This is a genomic window from Parabacteroides caecihominis, from assembly GCF_023656785.1.
GTDB classification, from domain to species: Bacteria; Bacteroidota; Bacteroidia; order Bacteroidales; family Tannerellaceae; genus Parabacteroides; species Parabacteroides segnis.
This window is the reverse complement of the sequence record NZ_JAMOKS010000005.1, coordinates 246,333-268,398: the sequence shown is the minus strand read 5'-3', so window position 1 is coordinate 268,398 and position 22,066 is coordinate 246,333. Positions and strand designations below refer to the sequence as shown.

Annotated in this window: 13 protein-coding genes; 7 read left to right on the top strand and 6 right to left on the bottom strand. The window is 42.2% G+C overall.

Annotated elements, in window-relative coordinates; genetic code table 11:
- Nucleotides 1-802: sensor histidine kinase (locus NBH14_RS05905; protein ID WP_250817251.1), on the top strand; the 802-nt coding region annotated here is incomplete at its 5' end.
- A 129-nt stretch (nucleotides 803-931) separates the two neighbouring features.
- Nucleotides 932-1,891, top strand: coding sequence for a helix-turn-helix domain-containing protein (locus NBH14_RS05900; RefSeq protein ID WP_186958703.1), 960 nt, complete (start codon nucleotides 932-934; stop codon nucleotides 1,889-1,891).
- Between the two features lie 511 nt (nucleotides 1,892-2,402).
- Here the strand turns inward: NBH14_RS05900 and NBH14_RS05895 are convergent.
- Complete coding sequence (locus tag NBH14_RS05895; protein WP_186958702.1) at nucleotides 2,403-4,208, bottom strand: Na/Pi cotransporter family protein; 1,806 nt, start codon at nucleotides 4,206-4,208, stop codon at nucleotides 2,403-2,405.
- A 51-nt stretch (nucleotides 4,209-4,259) separates the two neighbouring features.
- Complete coding sequence (locus NBH14_RS05890; RefSeq protein WP_186958701.1) at nucleotides 4,260-5,951, bottom strand: Na/Pi cotransporter family protein; 1,692 nt, start codon at nucleotides 5,949-5,951, stop codon at nucleotides 4,260-4,262.
- A gap of 83 nt (nucleotides 5,952-6,034) precedes the next feature.
- Here NBH14_RS05890 and NBH14_RS05885 point away from each other — a divergent pair, with 83 nt between their 5' ends.
- Entirely contained in the window at nucleotides 6,035-7,702 is a 1,668-nt protein-coding gene (locus NBH14_RS05885) for a nucleoside kinase (protein ID WP_186958700.1), read from the top strand.
- Between the two features lie 64 nt (nucleotides 7,703-7,766).
- Here NBH14_RS05885 and NBH14_RS05880 read toward each other — a convergent pair whose 3' ends face one another.
- The 3 genes from NBH14_RS05880 to ribF are packed head-to-tail and all read right to left on the bottom strand — an operon-like array spanning nucleotide 7,767 to nucleotide 11,109.
- A complete protein-coding gene (locus NBH14_RS05880) occupies nucleotides 7,767-9,050 on the bottom strand; it encodes a lipopolysaccharide biosynthesis protein (RefSeq protein ID WP_186958699.1) in 1,284 nt (427 codons plus the stop codon).
- 4 nt (nucleotides 9,051-9,054) lie between these two features.
- A complete protein-coding gene (locus NBH14_RS05875) occupies nucleotides 9,055-10,110 on the bottom strand; it encodes a M20 family metallo-hydrolase (protein WP_186958698.1) in 1,056 nt (351 codons plus the stop codon).
- 36 nt (nucleotides 10,111-10,146) lie between these two features.
- Entirely contained in the window at nucleotides 10,147-11,109 is a 963-nt protein-coding gene (gene ribF / locus NBH14_RS05870) for a riboflavin biosynthesis protein RibF (protein ID WP_186958720.1), read from the bottom strand.
- Between the two features lie 103 nt (nucleotides 11,110-11,212).
- Here ribF and NBH14_RS05865 point away from each other — a divergent pair, with 103 nt between their 5' ends.
- Nucleotides 11,213-14,362 carry a hypothetical protein gene (locus tag NBH14_RS05865; protein ID WP_186958697.1) on the top strand — a complete coding sequence of 1,050 codons (3,150 nt, stop codon included), beginning with the start codon at nucleotides 11,213-11,215 and terminating at the stop codon, nucleotides 14,360-14,362.
- A 270-nt stretch (nucleotides 14,363-14,632) separates the two neighbouring features.
- Here NBH14_RS05865 and NBH14_RS05860 read toward each other — a convergent pair whose 3' ends face one another.
- On the bottom strand, nucleotides 14,633-16,603 hold the full coding sequence (locus NBH14_RS05860) for a TlpA family protein disulfide reductase (protein WP_186958696.1): 1,971 nt from the start codon (nucleotides 16,601-16,603) through the stop codon (nucleotides 14,633-14,635).
- A gap of 348 nt (nucleotides 16,604-16,951) precedes the next feature.
- Here NBH14_RS05860 and NBH14_RS05855 point away from each other — a divergent pair, with 348 nt between their 5' ends.
- The 3 genes from NBH14_RS05855 (at nucleotide 16,952) to NBH14_RS05845 (ending at nucleotide 22,052) form a co-directional block, all read left to right on the top strand.
- A complete protein-coding gene (locus tag NBH14_RS05855; RefSeq protein WP_186958695.1) occupies nucleotides 16,952-17,497 on the top strand; it encodes an RNA polymerase sigma-70 factor in 546 nt (181 codons plus the stop codon).
- A 120-nt stretch (nucleotides 17,498-17,617) separates the two neighbouring features.
- Nucleotides 17,618-18,598: a FecR family protein gene (locus NBH14_RS05850; RefSeq protein WP_186958694.1), complete on the top strand. Its 981-nt coding sequence runs from the start codon at nucleotides 17,618-17,620 to the stop codon at nucleotides 18,596-18,598.
- 166 nt (nucleotides 18,599-18,764) lie between these two features.
- A complete protein-coding gene (locus tag NBH14_RS05845; RefSeq protein WP_186958693.1) occupies nucleotides 18,765-22,052 on the top strand; it encodes a TonB-dependent receptor in 3,288 nt (1,095 codons plus the stop codon).
- Nucleotides 22,053-22,066 lie beyond the last annotated feature (14 nt).

Here is a 22,066-nt window from a genome sequence, read left to right as displayed (position 1 = left end):
TATAATTCATCGCTCGGGGAACGCCTTAGCGGCAAGGGGCGCGAGCACGTGTCCCGACGAGCGAAAAAATTGTTGGAATGGATTCTTTTTTAGTGGATTATTTGGAAGTTATTATATATTACAAAAGGCTCGTGAGGCAGATATGCTGAAATCTACGTTTCTGGCAAATATGAGCCATGAGATCCGCACGCCTTTGAATGCCATTGTCGGTTTCTCCGGTATCATTGCTGAAATGGAAGACGAAGAGGAAAAGGATGAATATGTGAAGATTATCAATACAAATTGTGATCTGCTTCTTCGTCTGGTCACCGATATCCTCGATTTCTCAAAGATCGAATCGGGAATGATGGATTATTCACTGACGGATGTCAATATAAAGGAAATATGTGCGGAACAATATAAGGTACACTCCCTGAAAGTTCAGGAAGGCGTCTCCATGCTGTGCGATCTGAATGCTTTGCCGGACAAAATACTCCATACCGACCCCAAGCGAGTTACGCAAGTGGTCTCCAACTTACTGTCGAATGCAATCAAGTTTACCGAACAAGGAGCTATCACTCTTTCCTATCGTGTGGAAGAGGATCATGTCTTGTTTGAAGTCAGCGACACCGGTATCGGTATTTCAGCCAGGAATATCGAAACGATTTTCGAACGGTTTACCAAAGTCGACTCCTTTAAGCAGGGAACAGGCTTAGGCTTGTCTATTTGTAAAACAATCGTCTATGCCTTACGCGGTGAGATCGGTGTGGATTCAACGCCTGGCGTGGGTTCAAGGTTCTGGTTTACATTGCCTTGTGAATAAAAAATAGAGAAAGGAAACAGGAATAAGAGCTACATAATCAAAAGTTTTTTAATATATTTGTCGGAAACAGAACGTATTTTTTAGGACAGACGCCGGGAACTGAAGACCAAATTTGAAAAACGATTATGTATGAAAAATGACCTGTTATATGAAAATCTTGTAACGGCTATTAAAGACAAGTTTCCGGGCCGAGGTGTGCTGACAAATAAGTTGGCCGATCTTCTAATGCTGGAAAAGGAAGCCGTTTATCGTCGGTTGAGAGGCGATGTCCCTTTTACCATCTTCGAAATTGCTACCATTGCTGCCAAGCTGGATATTTCGTTGGATCATATCATTGGCTGTTCTTCGGGTAAGAGCAGGCCGTTCCAGATGAAAATGGTAAACTTCCTGAATCCGAGTGAAGAGGATTATGAGATGCTCGAAAACTTTGTGAATGAGTTGAGGTATCTCAAGGATGATCCGAATTCAGAAGTGGGCGGGGCGTTGAATATTCTTCCTCAGTCGTTGGTGTTAGGTTACAGGCATATTTATCAGTTTTACCTGTTCAAATGGATTTATCAATGTGGAAGTGTTATGCCTGCCCGGTACAGCCAGATTGAACCGCCGGACCGGCTGCAACTGATAAACAGCGAGATTGTGACGGAAGTTTGCCAGGCAGCCAATGCGTACCATATAATGGATAGCATGACATTCCTGTACCTGGTGAATGACATAAAATATTTTGCCAGCATTTACTTGATTACCCGGGAGGAAATAAATGTCCTGAAGAAGGAACTGATGATCTTTATTGATGATCTGGAGACTTTGGCTGCCAGAGGTTTCTGGAAGGAAGGCAAGAATATCCACTTTTTTGTCAGCTGTGTTAATTTTGAAACCAGTTACAGTTATGTGGAAACGCAACATTGCCATCTGACGATGCTTAAATCTTTCACACTGAACGACGCGACATCTCCTGACGAAGCTATATTCCAACGGATGAAGCAGTGGATGCAATCCCTGATCCGTACTTCTACCCTGATCTCCCGAAGCGGAGAGAAAGATCGTATCGTCTTTTTTGAAGAGCAGCGGCGGATAGTAGATATGCTATAAGTTTTGCAAGGGGCTAAAAGGGTGGAAAACGCTCCTTCTAACTGTTAAAATTAGCAGTTTTTGTCTGTATTGTATAAAGTTTTGTGTTCTAAAACAATTTTTAGCTACAATGCTCGGATAGCTTAACATATATTGTCTGTAAAAGACTTGACAAAGGCTTGCTACAGCCTTATCTTTGCATTGTGGTTTTTTCATAATAGTATTAGATTTAAGGTTAACAAAGTTGGTTAGGGCTTGTCGTGAGACAGGCTTTAATTGTTTATAGACCTTTTCTTCCCTTTGCCACTCTCCCTGTTTCCTTCTCTCCTGACCTGTATGGGATTACTCTATAAGGAATTTGAAGTATCATATATTATGATATTATAATCGCATATATTATGAGAATGTTGTATCATAATATATGATACTATGATGAATAAGGTAGTTTTCTCTCCGGGACTATCGGATAATGAAAAAGCCCTTCCCGGATAAACGGAAAGAGCTTTTACTTGGTAACCATAAAAGTTTATGGTTATATTTTCTTTTCGATAACGGCCTGTACTACATTTAATACATAGTCACCCAGTTTTTCGGATTCACCGACAAGGTCCATATAATAAACACCGTCCTGATACTGGTATTTCTTATTGTTAACATCTTCCATATTGTGTATCTTCAACTGGTTGCGATAATTGTTGATCTCGTTTTCAATGTTGTAAGACTGGTTGATATCGTCGTGAACGACTTCCTGCATGTGGAGGATTTCATTCATCCGGGTCAGGGCCTTTTCAAGCAGGGCGAACATCTGGTCGATGTTGTGGTTCTGCTCATCGGTAAACTCAGATTTGCCTTCGTTGCGGCGTCTGATACCACGTGCCAGGTTGTTGCAGGAGTCGGCGATACTTTCTATTTCCGTCACGGTACGCAACATGATACGGATTTCTTCCTTACCTTCAGAACTCAGGCGTCCTTCAGCAACGAATGTCAGATAGTTGGCAATCTCGATTTCCATACGGTCACTGATGTTCTCGTACTTTTCGATGCGACTGTATATCTTCAGGAAGTTGTCTTCGTTCTTCTCATAGAACAGGTCTTTAACCATACCGAACATACGTTGTGTACGTTCTCCGAATACGGCAATCTCTTTCTTAGCCTGCATCAATGATAACTCGGAAGTAGAGAGCATACCGGAAGGAATGTATTTCAACTGGAACTCTTCTTCGTCGCTTACGTTCTTCGGTTTGATCAGAGCAGAACAAACATATACGTAGAACTTCACGAACCAGATCATGATACAAACGTTTGTTATATTGAATACGGTATGGAACAGGGAAAGACCGTAGGAAACGGATACCTGTAATGTGAGTAATTGCTTTTGCAAAGCGAGCAGGTGCGGGTCTGTGATCTGCGCGCTAGAAGTGATCAGGGAGATCGTCTTCGGATCGAGTGTGCTCAGGAACTGTGTCATCTCGTTCGGGTCGCCCGGGCCATAGTTTGTAACGATCCAGGTGATCATGCTGGTGAACGGATAGAACAGTGCCATAACCCAACATACCCCGAATACGTTAAACATCAGGTGGGCGATTGCAGCACGCCGGGCCGAAACGTTCGCCGAAATAGCCGCAATATTCGCTGTAATGGTTGTTCCGATATTTTCTCCCAGTACCATTGCTGCCGCCATCTCGAAAGGAATCCATCCCTGCGTACACATAATCAATGTGATGGCAACGGTAGCACTGGATGATTGAACGATAACTGTAAGAATGGTTCCTAAAAGGAGAAATATAAGGAGGGAAGGATATCCCAGGGAGGTGTAATCTTGTAAGAAAGCGAGTATCTGAGGGTTGCTTTGCAGGTCGGGTACTGAAGATTTCAGATAGGATAGCCCCATGAAGAGGAAAGCAAAACCCATTAAAAATTCACCCCATGATTTTCGTCTGCTCTTGCCGGAGAATATCAGCGGAATACATAATCCGATGAGTGGCAGGGAGAAGACACTGATGTCGACTTTAAATCCGAAGAGGGAGATGATCCATGCCGTAACCGTCGTACCGACGTTGGCTCCCATGATGACGCTGATTGATTGGGTTAGCGTCAGAAGTCCCGCGTTAACGAAACTGACAACCATCACGGTAGTGGCACTGGATGACTGGATGAGTGCTGTAATCAGAATCCCGGTCAGAACACCTGTAAACCGGTTAGTCGTCATTACCGAGAGAATGCTGCGTAACTTGTCTCCTGCGACTTTTTGCAGACCTTCACTCATTACTTTCATTCCGTATAGGAACATACCTAATGCTCCTACAAGCGTAAGAAAATCAAAAAAAGAATAGTCCATTTATATAAATTTAAGTGGATAAATATCCGATTAAAATGAATGTATGCATACTTATATTTTCTTCTCTATAACAGCCTGTACAACATTCAGGACATAATCTCCCAGCTTTTCAGCTTCGCTGACGATATCCATATAATATACCCCGTCCTGATACTGGTATTCCTTATTATTGATATCTTCTACATTATGTTGTTTCAACAGGTTGCGATAATTGTTTATTTCGTTTTCGATATTGTAAGACGGGTTGATGTCGTCGTGCGTCAACTCCGGCTTTTTCAGTATCGAGTTCATTTGATACAACGATTTCGTCACCAGTTCGAAAATCTTGTCTATGTTATGGTTCTGTTTGTCGGTAAAGACAGACTTCCCTTCATTCCTGTGTTTGATGGTACGAGCCAGATTGTTACAGGAGTCGGCAATACTTTCTATTTCCGATACGGCACGTAGCATGATACGGATTTCTTCTTTACTTTCCGAACTCAGGCGGCCTTCTGCAACGAGGGTAAGATAGTTGGCTATCTCTATCTCCATATGGTCGCTGATGTTCTCGTATTTTTCAATCCGGTTATACGTTTTCATGAAGGTGTCCTCGTCCTTTTCGTAAAACGCATCTTTTACCATGCTGAACATGCGTGTTGTCCGTTCGGCAAAAAGGGATATCTCCTTATTCGCTTGCAAAATAGACAATTCGCCTGTCGAAAGCAAACCGCCTGTGATGTAACGCAGGCGGTACTCTTCGTCTTCCGGCTTTGATTTGATCACTAAACAAACCAATCGTTCAATCGGTTTAATGAACCATATTAATATCAATACATTGCAAATGTTAAACGCAGTATGGAATGCCGACAACATATAGGTGATCGCAATGTCTTTGGGTGTATTGGGTGCAAGGTAATTGACAAGATTCGTTACAGCGTCGATAAACGGGTGGAAGATGCAGAGCACCCAGATAATCCCGAAAAAGTTGAATATGAAATGGGCAAATGCCGCCCTTCGTGCCTGTGCATTACCGGTGAGAGCCGCGATATTGGAGGTTACTGTCGTACCGATATTCTCTCCCATCACCAGCGCAATACCCAGATACAGGTCTAATACGCCGCTTGAACATAATATTAATGTAATAGCCATAACGGCCGCCGATGACTGTACCGCCATTGTTATAATGCCTCCGATCAGCAGGAACAGCAACACGGAAAACATTCCCCATTCTTTGCAGGATGCGATAAAAGACAGGAGTACCTGGTTGTGTTCCAGGTCCATATGCATCGCATTCTCCCTCAAAGTCGTTAGTCCTAAAAACATAAAAGCGAACCCGAACACGAATTCACCGAATGACTTGCGTCCGCTTTTTTTAGAGAATATTAAGGGGAGAGATAATGCAAACAGGGGATAAATGACATTGGACATATTAAACTGGAAACCGAAGACAGACATAATCCACGCAGTGACTGTCGTTCCTATGTTGGCCCCCATAATAACGGATATGGCTTGTGTCAAGGTAAGGAGACCGGCGTTTACGAAACTAACGGTCATAACGGTGGTAGCGGTGGATGACTGGACAGCGGCTGTAACGAATGCTCCCGTGAGCAATCCGGTAAACCGGTTTGTAGTCATGGCGCCCAGGATATTACGCAGACGGTCTCCTGTTAACTTCTGGAGACCTTCACTCATAACTTTCATTCCGTACATCAAGAGGGCCAAAGAGCCGAGCAGTTTAAGTACGGTAAAAATTGTATTATCCATCAAAAAATAGTTATACCTGGAAGTATATCCGATTAATATTCCTAACTTTAGGCAGCAAAACTACAAATAATAACTGATATAATATGTCTGAAACAATCACAATTTATTGCAAAAATAACAATACTTATAAAGAGGTTCCAATCGGCTCCTCTTTATTGGATATTTATACGATGATGGGGGCGCCTCTGCGTTACCGCCCGATGAATGCAAAAGTGAATAACAAGGTGGAAAGCCTGAATTTCCATTGCTGGCATCCGAAAGATGTTGAGTTTGTGGATTATACACAGCTTTCCGGGTTGCGTACGTATGTCCGTTCCCTTTGTCATATTTTCTCAAAGGCGGTCAATGACGTGTTGCCCTCCGCAACATTAAATCTGGAACATCCGATATCGAAAGGTTACTACTGTGTAATCCATAACGGCAAAAAGATCGATGTCGAAACAATCGACAAGATAAAGAAGCGCATGCGTGAAATTATCGATGCTGATATGCCTTTCCTGCATAAAACAGTCCGGACGGTGGATGCGGCTGTCCTTTTCCGTGAACGGGGAATGAATGACAAGGCGCGTCTGATCGAGACTGCCGGGATGCCTTACACTTCGTATTATGAACTGGATGGCTATATCAATTTCTTTTATGGCTGCCTGACGCCGTCAACCGGTTATATCCAGTTGTTCGATATCGTTCCGTATTTCGACGGCGTGTTGCTCCAGATTCCAAAGAGAAGCAATCCGTTGGAATTGGAGCCGGCTATCACGCAGGATAAGATGTTCGAGGCTTATAAAGAACATCTGACTTTGCAGCGCACACTGGATTTGAATAATGTAGGCGACCTGAACCGGGCTATCGAGAAGGGGCATACTTCCGAAATTATAATGGTTTCAGAAGCGATGCAGGAAAAACAGGTAGCCAAGATTGCGGAAGAGATTGCGAAGAGATATGAAGAAGGTGTCCGTATTGTTCTGATCTCGGGACCTTCGTCTTCCGGAAAGACAACTTTCTGCAAGCGTTTGGAAGTCCAGTTGATAACGAATCTGATCCATCCTGTGGGTATTTCGCTCGATGATTATTTCCTCAACCGGGAAGATACGCCGAAAGACGAGACGGGCGATTATGATTTCGAATCGCTTTATGCCCTCGATCTGCCTTATTTTAACAGTGAGATGAAGGATTTGTTGTCGGGGAAAGAAATAGAAGTACCTACTTTTGATTTCGGTACGGGTAAACGTATCTATAAAGGTAAGAAACTGAAGATGCGTGAAAATTCAGTCCTGGTGATTGAAGGTATCCATGCGTTGAATCCGGAACTGACATCCATGATAGAGGATAAATATAAATACCGGGTGTATGTTTCCGTCCTGACATCCATCTCTTTGGATAACCATAATTGGATACCGACTACCGATAACCGTCTGTTGCGTCGTATCATCCGTGATTACCGTTTCCGCGGTTATTCGGCCAAAGACACGATTGCCCGCTGGCCGAGTGTGCGCCGGGGAGAGGACAAATGGATTTTCCCTTACCAGGAAAATGCGGATGCCATGTTCAACAGTGCCATGCTGTATGAGTTGGCAGCTTTACGTAAATTTGCCGAACCGATCCTGGCCGAAGTACGTGAGAGCGATGAGGAAAACGCAGAAGCCTACCGCCTGTTGCGTTTCCTCCGTTACTTTAATTATATTCCGGACGTCGGCCTGCCCGGCACTTCGCTTTTACGCGAGTTCCTGGGGGGAGGAAGTTTCCGGTATTAAGAAAACAGATTGAATTATAATAGAAATGCGGGCGGTAAGCAGAGAGTATCTGTATGCCGCCCTTTTATTTTGTTTCGAGTTTTTCCCGTATCCGTTTTATTAGTTCCCGAAAATCTTCTTTATCGGGAATGAATTCGCTTAATCTAGTTTGGTTTTGGCGGCAGAATACCGTAACTGAGAATATCAACATGGCACAGAATGCAATACTGGTACTGATGGCTGAGCCGACGACACCGTAAACAGGTATCAGTATGTAACCTGCTATGAATAAGGTTGTAAGGCCGACGCATGAACTGACTGCACTATAACGTATTTTCCCGCTTCCAATAAAGTAATGGCTGAGTATGCTGTTGCACCCTAATGCAATAATTCCGATGGACAAGCCGAATATAATTTTTCGCATGCCGGTAAATTCGGGACTGAACAGGTAATCGGTGTAAACCCATTCCGGTATAAATAGAATACAGATGGTTGCAGATGTAATTGCACAGAAGGTAAGTTTGAATAGTTTTAATGTAGTCCTTTTTTGTTCTCCTGCATTGGTCGTTTGTGCTACGCTGCTATATTCGATGAAGCTGACACTCCGACTGATGTGCCAGACGCTTTCCGATATTTTTGTCCCGGCATCGAGTAATCCGACACTACCCAGTCCGGCAAACCGCTGGATCAGGAAATAGTTCAGCCGGGTGGTCAGTACTTCGGCTATATTGTCGGCGCTACCCCAAAGTCCATAGGTAAACATTTCTTTCAGGATTGCGATAAACGGTTTGTTTGTAGGCTTATTTTCTCTTTTGGTCAGATAGGGAAAAAGTAATATCAGACTGCCGATGAAAGCAATGCTGTAAGTGATGTATAATCCGTAAATATAGGATGAAACTTCTTGTTTTCCTGCTATATAATAAAAGTATAAAAGGATGAAGAACAATAATCCGCCTTGCAGCATGTAAGTCAGATTGAATTCTGTAATCCTGTCTTTGCCCAGCAGAAAGCGGGCGTTGGTTGTAATAAAAGAGGAGATCAGTGACAGCACATATATATCTGTCAGATACTCTTTTGGAAATAGTCCGAATAGTAACATGGAGGCACACGCTAATCCGGATCCTATCAGAGGCCATGCATAAGCCGGGAACAAAATAGTATGTATGGAATAACGGTTCATAAAATATACGATCGTATTGCCTGAAAGTACCCCATTGAATACAACGGCTATATTTACTGAAGCCAGGATAATACCCACCAGGCCAACCCCTTCCACACCCAATGCTTTGGCATTAATGAAAATGAGCATCAGATTAAGAAAGGCAATCAGATAGCGTGTTCCAATTGTCCCCAGTATTTTTTTCAGCATACGATTATAATTTCAATCCATCCAGTAAACGGACATACGTATCGATCGCCTCCCTGATCTCCATCAGGCCGATAAACTCGTCTGCCGCATGCGAACGGGCGGAGTTTCCCGGGCCTATCTTGACGGAAGGGAACGGCATAAGTGCCTGGTCGCTGAGCGTAGGCGAACCGAACGGCTCTTTTCCCATCATGATGGCTCTTTGTACAAACGGGTGATCCAGTTCCGTACGGGTTGAGTTCAAGCGGAAACTGCGTGCTTTTACCTCACAATTCACTTGCTCTTTGATCAGTTCGAACAGTTTTTCATTGGGATAGAACTCATTGGTACGTATATCGACCGTGAATTCGCAACGGTCGGGAACAACGTTGTGTTGTGTGCCGGCATGGATAATTGTAACGCTCATTTTTACCGGTCCCAGGAAGTCGCTCTTTTCAGGGAACTGGTAGGTGTTGAACCATTCAATATCTTTTATTGCCAATGTGATTGCATTAATCCCTTCATTACGGGCAGCATGACCGGCTTTTCCGGTTGCTACGCAATCAAGTACCATCAACCCTTTCTCAGCAACGGCTGGCTGCATGCCGGTCGGTTCGCCGACGATGGCAAAAGCGATGGGCGGGAGGTCTGCCAGTGCACTTTCCAATCCGTTCTTTCCTGATACTTCCTCCTCGCAGGATGCCAGGAAAATCAGATTATAAGCCTGTTCTTTACCGGTCAGTAGTGTGAAAGCCGAATACAGGGAGACTACGCTTGCCCCGGCGTCATTGCTGCCCAGACCGTATAACTTTTCATCTTCGCTCTCTTCGGGATTGAAAGGGTCTTTCGTCCAGCCGGAGGCCGGTTTTACGGTGTCGATATGTGAGTTCAGCAACAGCGTCGGTTTATTCAGGTCGAAACCGGGAGAAACGATCCACAGATTATTCCCTTTACGGTGTACCGTATGCCCTGCAGCTTGCCATGTCTGTTGTAAAAAGTCGGCTACAGCCGCTTCATCCCGGCTGAAAGAGGGACGGCTGATCATCCCTTTTAAAGTATCTATTGCTTCGTAGTAAAGTTCCATCTATTCAGATTATTGAATTTAGTTACCGGTTGTATCTCAATTTCCCTCTTGAGAGGGGGCAGGGGGTGTGTTACATTCCGTCAATAGCCTGTCCACCGTTTCCCTGTCATGTCCGAGTTGTTCTATCAGTTCTTCCAGGGAATTAAATTTGACATCCCCCCGTACATAATATATAAACGCAACAGTTATTTCATTATTATAGATATCTCCGGAGAAGTCCAGTATATTCACTTCCAGTGTAATATTGTCGCCATTCTGAAGTGTAGGACGGTCGCCGATGTAGAGCATTCCTTTATATTTCTCTCCTTTCAGATAGACCCAGACTGCATAAACCCCGATCCCCGGTACAATTTTAAAAGGTTCGTCCACCTGTATATTGGCTGTAGGGAATCCCAGTTTGCGTCCGACTTTGTAGCCGTTTACAATCGTTCCCCGTAGCTGATAAGGGTAGGTGAGTAACCGGTCGGCATCTTCCACATTACCGTCTGTCAATAATTTCCTGATCTCGGAAGAACTTACAGTCGTACGTCCTTCATCGTAAGGCGATGCTTTGATTACCTCCATCCCACAGGCTGTACCATAAACAACATATTGCTCAAAACCGTCTTTCCGGTCATGGCCGAAACGATGGTCATAACCGATCAGTAGAGCGGCTACATGTAATTTCTCCGCCAGTATGGAACTGATAAATTCCTGTGCCGTCAGGCGGGATAGCTCCACCGTGAAGTCGAGAACGATGCAGTAATCTATGCCGGTGGTAGCCAGTTGTTCCAGTTTTTCCTCAAATGAATTAAGTAATTTGGGCTGATAATCCGAATGCAATACGGCACGCGGATGCTCCGGAAAGGTAATAACGGCCGAAGGCAGGCCTTTCGTCTTCGCGACTTCCTTCAGTTCATTGATCAGGAACCGATGTCCCAGATGAACTCCGTCGAAGAAACCGATGGTAGCAACCAGTCTTTTCCCTTTTAATAAATCCGTATCTCTGATAACGATCATTTTCTTTCTATTCATTCAATGAAAAGGCAAAAGTACATAAAACCAATGGAAATTAGTCGTACATTTGACCTGATTTATTAACAGACATCTCTGAGTATTAGTTATGAAAAAAATCTTTTATCTTCTGATTTGCCAGCTTTTATCCGTCTTCTATCTCTTTGCCGATGGTGTGCAGACCGAGAACAGAACGGTGATTTTCACACCTTCCGGTGGTGAAAAGGTTCATTTGTTAACTCCCGGAAGCAGTGTTTCCGAAACAGTTTCGTTTAAACAGGAAGCCTATCCTGTGCGTAGATTCCTTCGTGTTGTCGGCGGAGTAAAAATGCCGGCTCCTTTTGAAAAAAGAGGGGAGGAGATGTTCAGGCGGTCGGAATTTTATATTGACGACAATCTGGATTCCGTCCATGTAAAGAAAGATAAGTATTCCTTATATTTTAAAGGAGAAGACAATAACTTCGAGCGGCATGCCTATTACCGTATTTCGGGTGACTTGCTGAAACCCGGTGAACTGACGGTGACCTTGCCGGTTGTGAAATGTCAGGACCTGTCCGTTTCTGCGGGTGGTGACTTTGGCGTACAGATAGAATTGTTTTATAAAAAGCCCGGACGCTATAAAGACGATATTTACGACCGCCCGGATTCGTTGCTTTACTTCCCGGTACCCGCAGGCTCCGGCAAATATCAACAAGTAACGCAAACATTCGTGCTTCCTGATAACGTCGCATGTGCCTTTTTACGTATCGGGGGAACTCATTTCAGCGGTGAGTGCTGGGTGGAGGCACCCAGATTGGTGCAGAACAAGAAACAGGTCTGCTCCATACCTTTTGCTAAATTTGCCGATAAGACAGACGATTATAACTACTGGACCGGTTGTAACCTTTCTACCCGCAGTTGGCCGCGTTGGAAACTGGATTTTAACGGTACGACTGTTTACGAAGGAAATATTTTCGACAGAGCCTCTGATATAGCGGACTTTTATGTCCTTCTGCCTGCATCCGTACAAGGTAACGGAGATTTGAAACTGACTTTGCTCAAAGAGGATAACCGTGCAGCGTATTCTTATGAACTCCGTTCGCTGGAGATTATCGAAGAGAGTGCCCGCGATTTTGAAGTTGTTTCCGTGCCTGAATATGTTTCTGCCGGAGCGGCTTTCGGTGTACTGGTAGAAACGAATAAGCCGGATGTCTGTTTGAAGGTACAGGCTCCGTCTTCTGTCATCCCGGCGTCCCAGGAAGTGGTATTAAAAGAAACAGGTTTGCACGTGATTGAGTTTCGTGCCGGCGATTATGCCTCCGCTGTTCCGATGATTTTTGACGACGGAAGCCGTAAAGCGGAAGTAACAATTCGTCAGATAATAGAAAAGGAACCGGATGAGGTTTATATTTCTTCCGGGGATGAGATTTATATAGATAAGGAATATGCGCCTTATGATTATTTCTTTAAATGGTATATCTCCCAGCGGGTCGGAAACTGGTATCAGTTCCGTCCTTCCTATCAGTGGAGCGGTTTCCGCGTTGCCCGTCCCGAAGTTATCCGTCATTATACCGGTTTGTTGAATAAGCTCCAGGTTCCTTATGCCTGGCAGGTAGAAGGCCGTACATTGGCCGGTAAACGTATCAACCCGGATTTGGAAACATTGGCTTCTCCGATGTTCCGCGGAAAGCAGGCGCATGAAAATGACGGCGGTTATTATTACTGGCAACATTTCCTGTATCAGGGAGTCTTCTCGGATATGGCTGCCCGTAATCGTCCTTACGGTGGTATCTTTGCTAAACATCGTCCGATTTATACTGACCACGGAACCTTTATCCATTATGATCCGTATGGTGTCAAGGATATGGCTGACGGTGCCCGCAAGTTGGTTGAGAATTTCCGTTACTCAAAAGGAGAGAGCAGCCGCCATACAGGTCCTTCCACGTTGTTCCGTTATTTATATCAGGCAGGCTATAACTGGCTGGGAGCCGAGCAGATGTACGGTCCTGAAGAAATTATCCTGTCTTCGTTGCGCGGTGCTTCACGTGCTTACAGCAAACGGGATTACGGAACGTTGCATGCCATGCAATGGGGTTCGGGGCCTTTTACCGACCCGAAACATTCTTTACGTTTATATATGTCGCTTGCCGTAGCCTATATGCATGGTTCTTCCCATATGAATACGGAAGAAGCCTTGTGGCTGGACGAATATGCCAACGACCGTTATTCCAAGTCGGGCAAAGAGCATTTATATGCACAGCATCGTGTGCTGGACTTCATAGAAACACATACCCGTCGCGGCGAAATGAAAAGTAACGTCGCTGTCATCCAGGGAAGGAATGATGCCTGGAAGTCGTTCGGTCGCGGCAGCTTATGGTCACAGAAGGGAGATAAGTGGGAATTTAATAAGGCAACGGAAAGTTTTGACCTCCTGAAAGTCTTTTATCCCAATAATATCGTGGATGGTTGCGGCCCTAACGGCTGGTTTACCTCTACGCCTTACGGGACAATCGATATTCTGCCTATCGAGGCTCCGCAAGATGTGATGAATAAATATAAGGCAATGGTATTCCTCGGCTGGAACAGTTTCGATGAAAGCGACTTCCTCCGCATCCGCAACTATGTATTTGAGGGCGGAACGCTTGTCCTGACGGCTGCCCACCTGAATGCCGAACTTCAACCTGACCAGCCGGCAAAGTTCCCGACTAACGATGCGGTTATCCGTGAAATGTTGGGCGATAATTATAAGTCTTTAAATGGAAAGACCGTTATCCCGTTCGGATCAGGAAAGATCATCTACTTCCCGCAGGCTGCTTATCCGGCAGAATCGTCTTTGAGAAGCCAGTATGAAGAAACAATGCGTGAGCTAGCTACGGAAACCGTGAATAAGGAACTTTCCTCCGGTTGGATCGAGTCTGCTCCGTCTGTAGGTTTCACTGTTTGGGATAACAAAGACCATCGCACAATTTATCTGTTGAACACCGACTGGCAAAGTGATGAACAGCAACATACAGCAATCTTCGTCTATGCCGGAAAGAAATTCCCTGTTGATGTCAGACGTTATCATATCGAAACCGTTCATTGCGCTAATGGTTTAGCGATTAATCCCGGTAGTAATACGACGGATATTTTAAGCATAAATAAAGAAGGTAACAGTTGGAAAGTAACCGTACAGAATACGGAGAAAGATACAATCCGTTGTTTTAATGCAGAAACAGGAACGACAACCACTGTTGTGCTGGATAGCCCTTCTGTCCATGTGATTACGGTTGGAAATTGAAAAATAAGGTATCTCTGTCAAGTTGATTTAAAATAGAATATCCTCCTCTATTTTTCCTGTAAGAAATTCCCCACGTTTTTATTAGCGTGGGGAATTTTCCCCATACTTATGGGGCATATTCCCCATGCTTGTGGGGGAAAATCCCCATAGGCATGGGGAAAGGGCAAATTCATATCTGATAAGATTTGCATTATCTATCTCTGATAAATAGTACCTCTGATAAACCCTCTTAACAGGTATATTTAAAGAGGATGAACTCTTTTGAGATGGTTACTTTTTATCTGGGAATAGTTGTTGTATTTCATACTCTGCATTGTGTCCGGGGAAATTATCGTCGACCACATTCCCATCCCGATCCAGCATTACATAACGAGGTATGCCATTGAATTTGAATAGTTGACGCAGATAGTTGTATTCATCTTCCGGTAAACGGAACAGGTTGTCACCCATATCATTTTCTGAAATAAATTTATTGTAAGAGGCTTCAGGAGAACCACCTGTATCTGTAATATATACAAAGGCGAGATCCGGACTTCCTTTATATTTGTCTCTTAGCGGCTGCATCTGTTTAATACCGTAAATACAAGGTCCGCAGGTAGTAGCCCAAAAGTCGACTAAAACAAATTTACCTTTGTGCGGGTCTGTCATTTTACGGAAAATATCCGTAGCCTTCCCTTCCGGAAGTTTATAGGCTTGTTTTTCGCCTTCCGGAAATTTCTTGGCATACATACGCATCGTTTCTTCTTTCAGGAAAGGCTCTGAGATGCTGTTGTTTATTTCTTCAGCCAGCAAATGTCCTTCTTTGGGTGTAAGCATTTCTAGTGCATAATTCAGCGAACGGGTCTTTGCAATCTCAAACAGCAGACCGGGCGTGACTTGCAATTCATTCCGCAAAACAGAATCTTTGCGTAACCATCCCTTACTAAACATTTCAAGCTTATTCTCGGGGGTGAATGTCATATCTGCGTTGTTGAAAGGTCCCATATATTCATAACGGTTGATGAAAGAACTGAACATATTCGAGACAAGTAAACTTTTGTCGTTACTATTTATCTTTGGAAGGAAGTTATAATAATCATTCGGAATCGGTTGTTTCAGGATTTCATTAGTAGAGTCCTGAGAGGCGTAATACCTCCGTGTCATAACATAATCAAACAAAGCTCCGTAAAATGATAGAAGTATTTTATTTTTTAGTAATTGCTGGCCTTTGATTGAAACTGTATTTTGTTTCAACTTTTCTGCCAGTGAGTTATCAGCCTCTTTCAAAGCGTTCAATTGCTGTTGTTTAAATTCTGTCGGAGCAAGAGTTTTTAGTTGCTTTTCGAAATTTCGGTAATTGAAAGTATTTACTTTAAATCTGTTAAGTTCTTTGTTTATTCCGGCTGAGGCTCCTTTGAAATCTATGTTTTTAAACTCATACCGGCGATCGCGATATCGGTCTGCCATCAGGAAGTCTTCCCAGTCGAGAGAAATAAATAAGGTTTCTCCCGGTTCGATATAAAATGGAATGGAAGTCCTTTTGGAAGAAATATAACCTTCCCAGGGATGATTTAAAAGAAAGTCAGCTTCGAAACGTCCGTCAGGATGGATTTGTATGACAGTCGGATAGTCTTCGCGAGTTAGTTCGTTACCGGTATAAATCATGCCGGTACTGAAGCCGGCTCTGGGATCGTATCCTTTCAGGAAACCACGCAGGTGGGCTGTGTCTTTTCGGAAGAAGTCGGTTCCGTAATCGGTTGACGGAGCAGCTTCTGCTGCCAGTTGCTTTTCCATATCTTCCCATGTCCCGTATATGCTCTCTTCCACCGGTTTCTTCTTCTGATCTTTTGTTTTTTTCAGTGAGATTCCGAAGATTGAACCTTCTCCAGTATCTGATTCGATATAATCGAATTTCTTCATCTTTTTATCGAAAGGAGGAAAGATCAGGACAAATGTCGAGTCGCCTGAATCAGGCATAAATGTTTTTTTACCGAACTCGGTTCCTTCGATTCCGGTAGGAAAATATTTCTTTCCGGTATCCGCATCTTTGATGTAAGAAGTACTGTCGAAAGAAATCCACCAGTGGGGGATAAATTCGCAATGTACTTGTACCCGTGTGTTTTCTTTGTTTCGCTCTATCTGAGTGATCGTATTGATACCTGTGCTTTTAAATTCATAAGCAGGGTTTTCAATGACGCGCTGGGCGAATGCTGTATGGCTGAGGCCCAGGAGTAAGAATAGGATGACTGTTTGTTTTTTCATATCAGAATGTTTTAAATGTTATCCTTTCGTTAATTTATAAGGCTAAAGGTAGGTTTTAGTAGTTATAAACAGCTTGTTTGGGTATGGTATTATTCTGCTTTTATCCTATTTTATTGTTTACTATGGGGTGCTTTAACAGATATTTTATCTTTTAGTGGCTTACTTCCTTTGAGTTTTAATTTCTGTAGTTGAATATATTGATGGATTGTTGCTATTGCCCTAATTAGTGTATGGATTGGAGGATTTAATAATTTTTTCAGCAGGTGTATATAGGAGTTTTATAAAGAGCATAGCGTTAAAATAGAGTTGGGACAGGTCGTTTTCCGAGATTTTTAATAAGTTTGCAATATGGAAGTAAAAGATCAGACGACAAATTGTTATCAGCGCATATATATGGAATATGCGCCAATGTTGCTTCGGTTTGCGGGCAAGTTTGTCTCCGGATTCTTTGCAGAGGATATTGTGCATGATGTTTTCCTGAAATTATGGGATAAGCAGGTTTTCCTTCTTCCTGATGATGACTTGAAGCGAATTTTGTATATAGCTGTACGTAATGCATGTATTGACCATCTTCGTCGTTCAAACATGGAACAGGAGATACTCGACCGCCGTGCTATACAGCTAAAATTGGATGAACTGGATTATTTTGAATCGTCTGACGAGCTATTCATGCGAAAGGATCTTCTGGAGCTTCTGATGAAAAAAGTTGAGGAATTACCTGAACGTGGTCAGGAAATATTTCGTCTTTCTTATCTGGAAGGTATGAAAGCCGCGGAAATCGCGGAACAACTAGGGTTGTCTGTACGTACGGTCGAAAATCAGTTATATCGTTCCTTGCTTTATCTCCGTAAGCACTGCTCTCATTTATTTTTTTATCTGTTCACCTTGATTTAGAACTTCTAGTTAGTTTATTTTAAAAAAAGTTTGTTTTCGTGTGAGTACTTTTCATATCCCATTCGTTATAAGTTCATAAAGGACTAAGTCACTAAAGACGGCGAATTACAGAAAAAAAGTATGGAACATGATTATACAGAGTTAGTTATAGGTTACTTACAAGGTAATCTTTCCAAAGAAGAAACAGACCTTTTTTACGATTGGGTGAATGAGAGTGCCTCCAACAAAGAGACATTCTTTGAAATCAAAGCAATGTATGATGCCGGTTTGTTTTTAGGAAAACCGCTGGATACGGCTTCCAGCTGGCAGCGTTTGCTTAATAAAAAGAAAAATTCACAAACTCGCCGGTTCAATCTTTGGTACCAAATAAGTAGCTATGCAGCGGTGGCCCTGATAGCTGTGGCGATTAGTTCTGTTTTCTTTTTATTTATTCGTGATGACGACGGGACTTTATATTCTAAGTATATAGGAGGTGACGGTCTGGAGGCAGATGTAATAGAGTTACCAGATGGTACACATGTTAGTCTTGGCTCAAAAACGACTTTCCATTATGATAAGAATTTTGGAAAAGATAAACGTATTGTATATCTGGAAGGTGAGGCATATTTTGAAGTCGCCAAACAAAAGAATAAACCTTTTATTGTAAAGACAAAAGAGCAGGATATCGAAGCACTGGGAACCAAGTTCAATGTAATGGCTTATCCAATGGATTCTATGACGATCACTACGTTGCTGGAAGGATCAGTTCGTCTGACAACAATGCATATTGCTAAACAAACGATATTGGAGCCCAACCAGCAGTTTGTATATAACCGGAATACAGAATCAGCTTTCCTTCGAAAAGTGGATGCCCAGCAATTCATATCATGGACTTCCGGTTATTATTATTTCTATGAACAAAGTCTAAAAGCAATTTTAGATCGTCTTAGTCACGTTTATGGTGTAGAGTTTGCTGTAAGTTCTAAAGCATTGAATAAGCGTACTTTCACCGGAACTTTCTATCGGGGACAAAGTATTAAAGATATTATGGAAATAATAAATTTATCTATTCCGGTCAAATATAAGATTGACGACCGTCATGTGTCGATTTCGGAAAAATAGGTTATAATAGAGTAGTTAACTTTCAAATTCAATAATATGAGTGGATAACGTAAGAAATTAAAAAAAGAAGGGAAAATATCTTGCCGGATATTCTTTTCTAAAGTGTGTGATTCAATTAAACTTCCATTGCCGTGGAATGTGTTTTTAATCTTAAAACAATCAAAGTATGAATAATCAACGAATAGTTGTTTCCGTAAACCTGAAAAGAACTATTAAAATTATGAAGCTAACCGTGTTAATGCTTGTTGTTTGTCTATCGCAAATGGTAGCGGCAACTTATGCACAAACCACCAAATTGAGTGTCTCTGTTAAAAATGAAACACTGGAGCATGTATTGAAACAAATAGAAGAACAGTCTGAATTCCTGTTTTTCTATAATCTGGAAGAGATAAACAAGAATGAAAGGATCTCAATTGATAAGAGAAATACGAATATCTCAGAAATTCTGGATGCGATTGCAGAAAAAACCGGACTGAAATATGCAATAAGGGATCGTCATATTGTATTGATGGTGAATAATGAACCACCTACTGTTGCACAACAATCTCATAGAGTAACAGGTGTTGTAAAAGATGCAGCAGGAATTCCGGTTATTGGGGCCAATGTAGTAGTGAAAGGTACGACGAATGGTACAGTAACAAATATTGATGGAGAATATAGTTTGAGTGTACCTTCATCGGCTGTTTTACAGATTTCTTATATTGGTTATAATACACAGGAAGTTGCCGTAGGAAATAAAACTGTGTTGAATATTTTATTACAAGAAGATTCTCTGAGATTGAATGAGGTTATTGTTGTTGGATATGGTACACAGAAAAAAGCAACTTTAACGGGGGCAGTGGCCAGCGTAAGATCAGAACAGATAGCGAATAGAGCAGCTTCTGATGCAACAAATTTGCTGACAGGTATAGCTCCGGGATTAACAGCCATTCAACGTTCCGGACAGCCGGGTGCTGATGGTGCTGAATTTATTATTCGTGGTCCCGGGACATTAAATTCAACATCTCCTTTGATTATAGTCGATGGAATTCCCGGTAGTTTGAATGCAATAGATCCGAATGATATCGAAAATATCAGTGTTTTGAAGGATGCTGCATCTGCTGCCATTTATGGTGTACGTGCTGGTAACGGTGTTATCTTAGTAACCACAAAGAAAGGAAAGGAAGGGCGCATGAAAGTATCTTACAATGGGTATATCGGTTTTCAAAATCCGACACGTTTACCTAAATGGGTGAATTCAGCAGATTATGCTACACTGTATAATGAAGCTTTGACAAATGATGGATTGGCTCCGAAATATTCAGAAACCGATATAGACAATTATCGTAAAGGAACTGATCCGGATTTATATCCAAACTCCGATCAAACAGATGCTTTGTTTTCAAAAAACGGTTTTCAACACAGTCACCATGTTCAGTTAGATGGAGGAACGGAAAAAACAAGATATAATTTTTCTTTAGGTTATCTGAACAGAGAAGGTTTGATAGCACAAACAGATCTGGAAAGATATTCTATCAGAGGAAACTTTGACTTTGATATCAGTAAACGTGTGAACTTTGGGGTGAATTTTTCTTATATCAGACAGGAAAAATCACAACCCTACCAAAGTATTAGTGAGTTAGTTCATCGTTCATACCGTGAAACTCCTGTAACTCCGATCAAATGGTCTAACGGAAATTGGGCAGCCTTTATGAATGAACATAATTCGGTGGCAGAAGCTGAAAATGGAGGATATGACCATTATACAGATAACTTCTTGACAGCAATTGGAACACTAGAAATAAAGATTATAGACGGATTGTCTGTAAAAGGGGTTGCTGCGATGAATGGTAATTTTACTCATTCCAAAAGACAGCAATATAATTTATCTCTTTATAATGCACCGGACGTTGTCGGTATGAAGTTCAGACCCTATCTGTTTGAAAATAGAGGTGAGTCTTCCGATATAAATCTACAAGCATTTTTAAATTATAACAAAACATTCGGAATGCATAATGTAGCAGCAGTATTAGGTTATGAACAGCGTAAATATACAAACTCTTCTATTGCTGCATCCCGTTATGATCTTCCGGAGAACAACTGGTTGGACCAAATAAATGCGGGAGATGCATCTGATCAACGTAATGATGGTGGTATGGATGAGAATAGCATCCGTTCAGTATTTGGCAGAATAAATTACAATTTCGCAGAACGTTATTTGCTTGAAGTTACACTAAGATATGATGGATCTTCACGTTTCCCGAAAAACAATCGTTTTGAGTTATTCCCCTCTGTTTCTGCCGGATGGCGTATTTCTGAGGAAGACTTTTTCAATTTTGATCCGATATCTAACTTGAAGTTAAGAGCTTCCTGGGGACATTTAGGAAATCAGGAAATTGGAAATTATGCTTATCAGAACAAATATTCTTTAGGTCGTTTATATGGCTTTGGAAATATAATGTATTCCGGTATCGCAGAAAATTATTCTATGTCAAATTCCACTATCGGTTGGGAAAATACAGAAATGGTGAATGCCGGTTTGGATTTGAACATGCTTAATAACCGATTATCATTCACTTTCGATTATTTTGTAAGAAACACCCGTGATATTTTAATGAGCTTGCCTCAACCCACTATTTTAGGGGCTTATGCTCCGGTAATCAATGCTGGTGCTGTGCGCAATAAAGGCTTTGAAATGCAACTGGGGTGGAATGACCAGTTGAAAGACTTTAATTATTATGCTAATTTAAGTGTATCCAGAGTAAAAGACAAAATTACTGACTTGAAGGGGGCTGATACTCCGGGGCGTTCCGTGGGAGATCCGATTAATAATATTTTTGGTTTAGAAGCTATTGGCTTGTTTGCCTCAGAAGAAGAAATAAAAAATGCTCCTAATCAAGACTATACAGGAGGAGCCTCTCCTGGTGATATCAGGTATAAAGATCAGAATGGAGATAAAAAGATTACGGCTGAAGATCGTGTTAATTTGGGTAATACTTTCCCTGGAGTTACTTTCGGTTTACAATTGGGGGCCAGTTACAAAGGCTTTGATATCGCGACAACTATTCACGCTGTTGCAGATGTGCAGGGTTATTTGACAGGTACAGCTGCTCAGGCATTTGCTAATGGAGCTAGCGCATTGGAGGCTCAAAAAGATCGTTGGACTCCCAATAATCTGAATGCTTCTTATCCGCGGCTTTCGCTGAATAATGCAAGCCGGAATTATACTCAGACAAATTCATTCTTTATGGAAAATGCAAGTTATATAAAGATGAGGAATTTGCAAATAGGTTATTCACTGCCTAAGTCTATCTTAAGTAACCTGTTTGTTGAAAAGTGCCGTTTTTATGTAAGTGCAGACAATTTGTTTACAATAACCAGTTTCAGAGGGTTTGACCCGGAAACACCCTGGGGAGGAGGGAATATTTATCCGATGGTTACTTCTTATACATTTGGTTTAAATCTTGTATTCTAATCATTAACGATGAC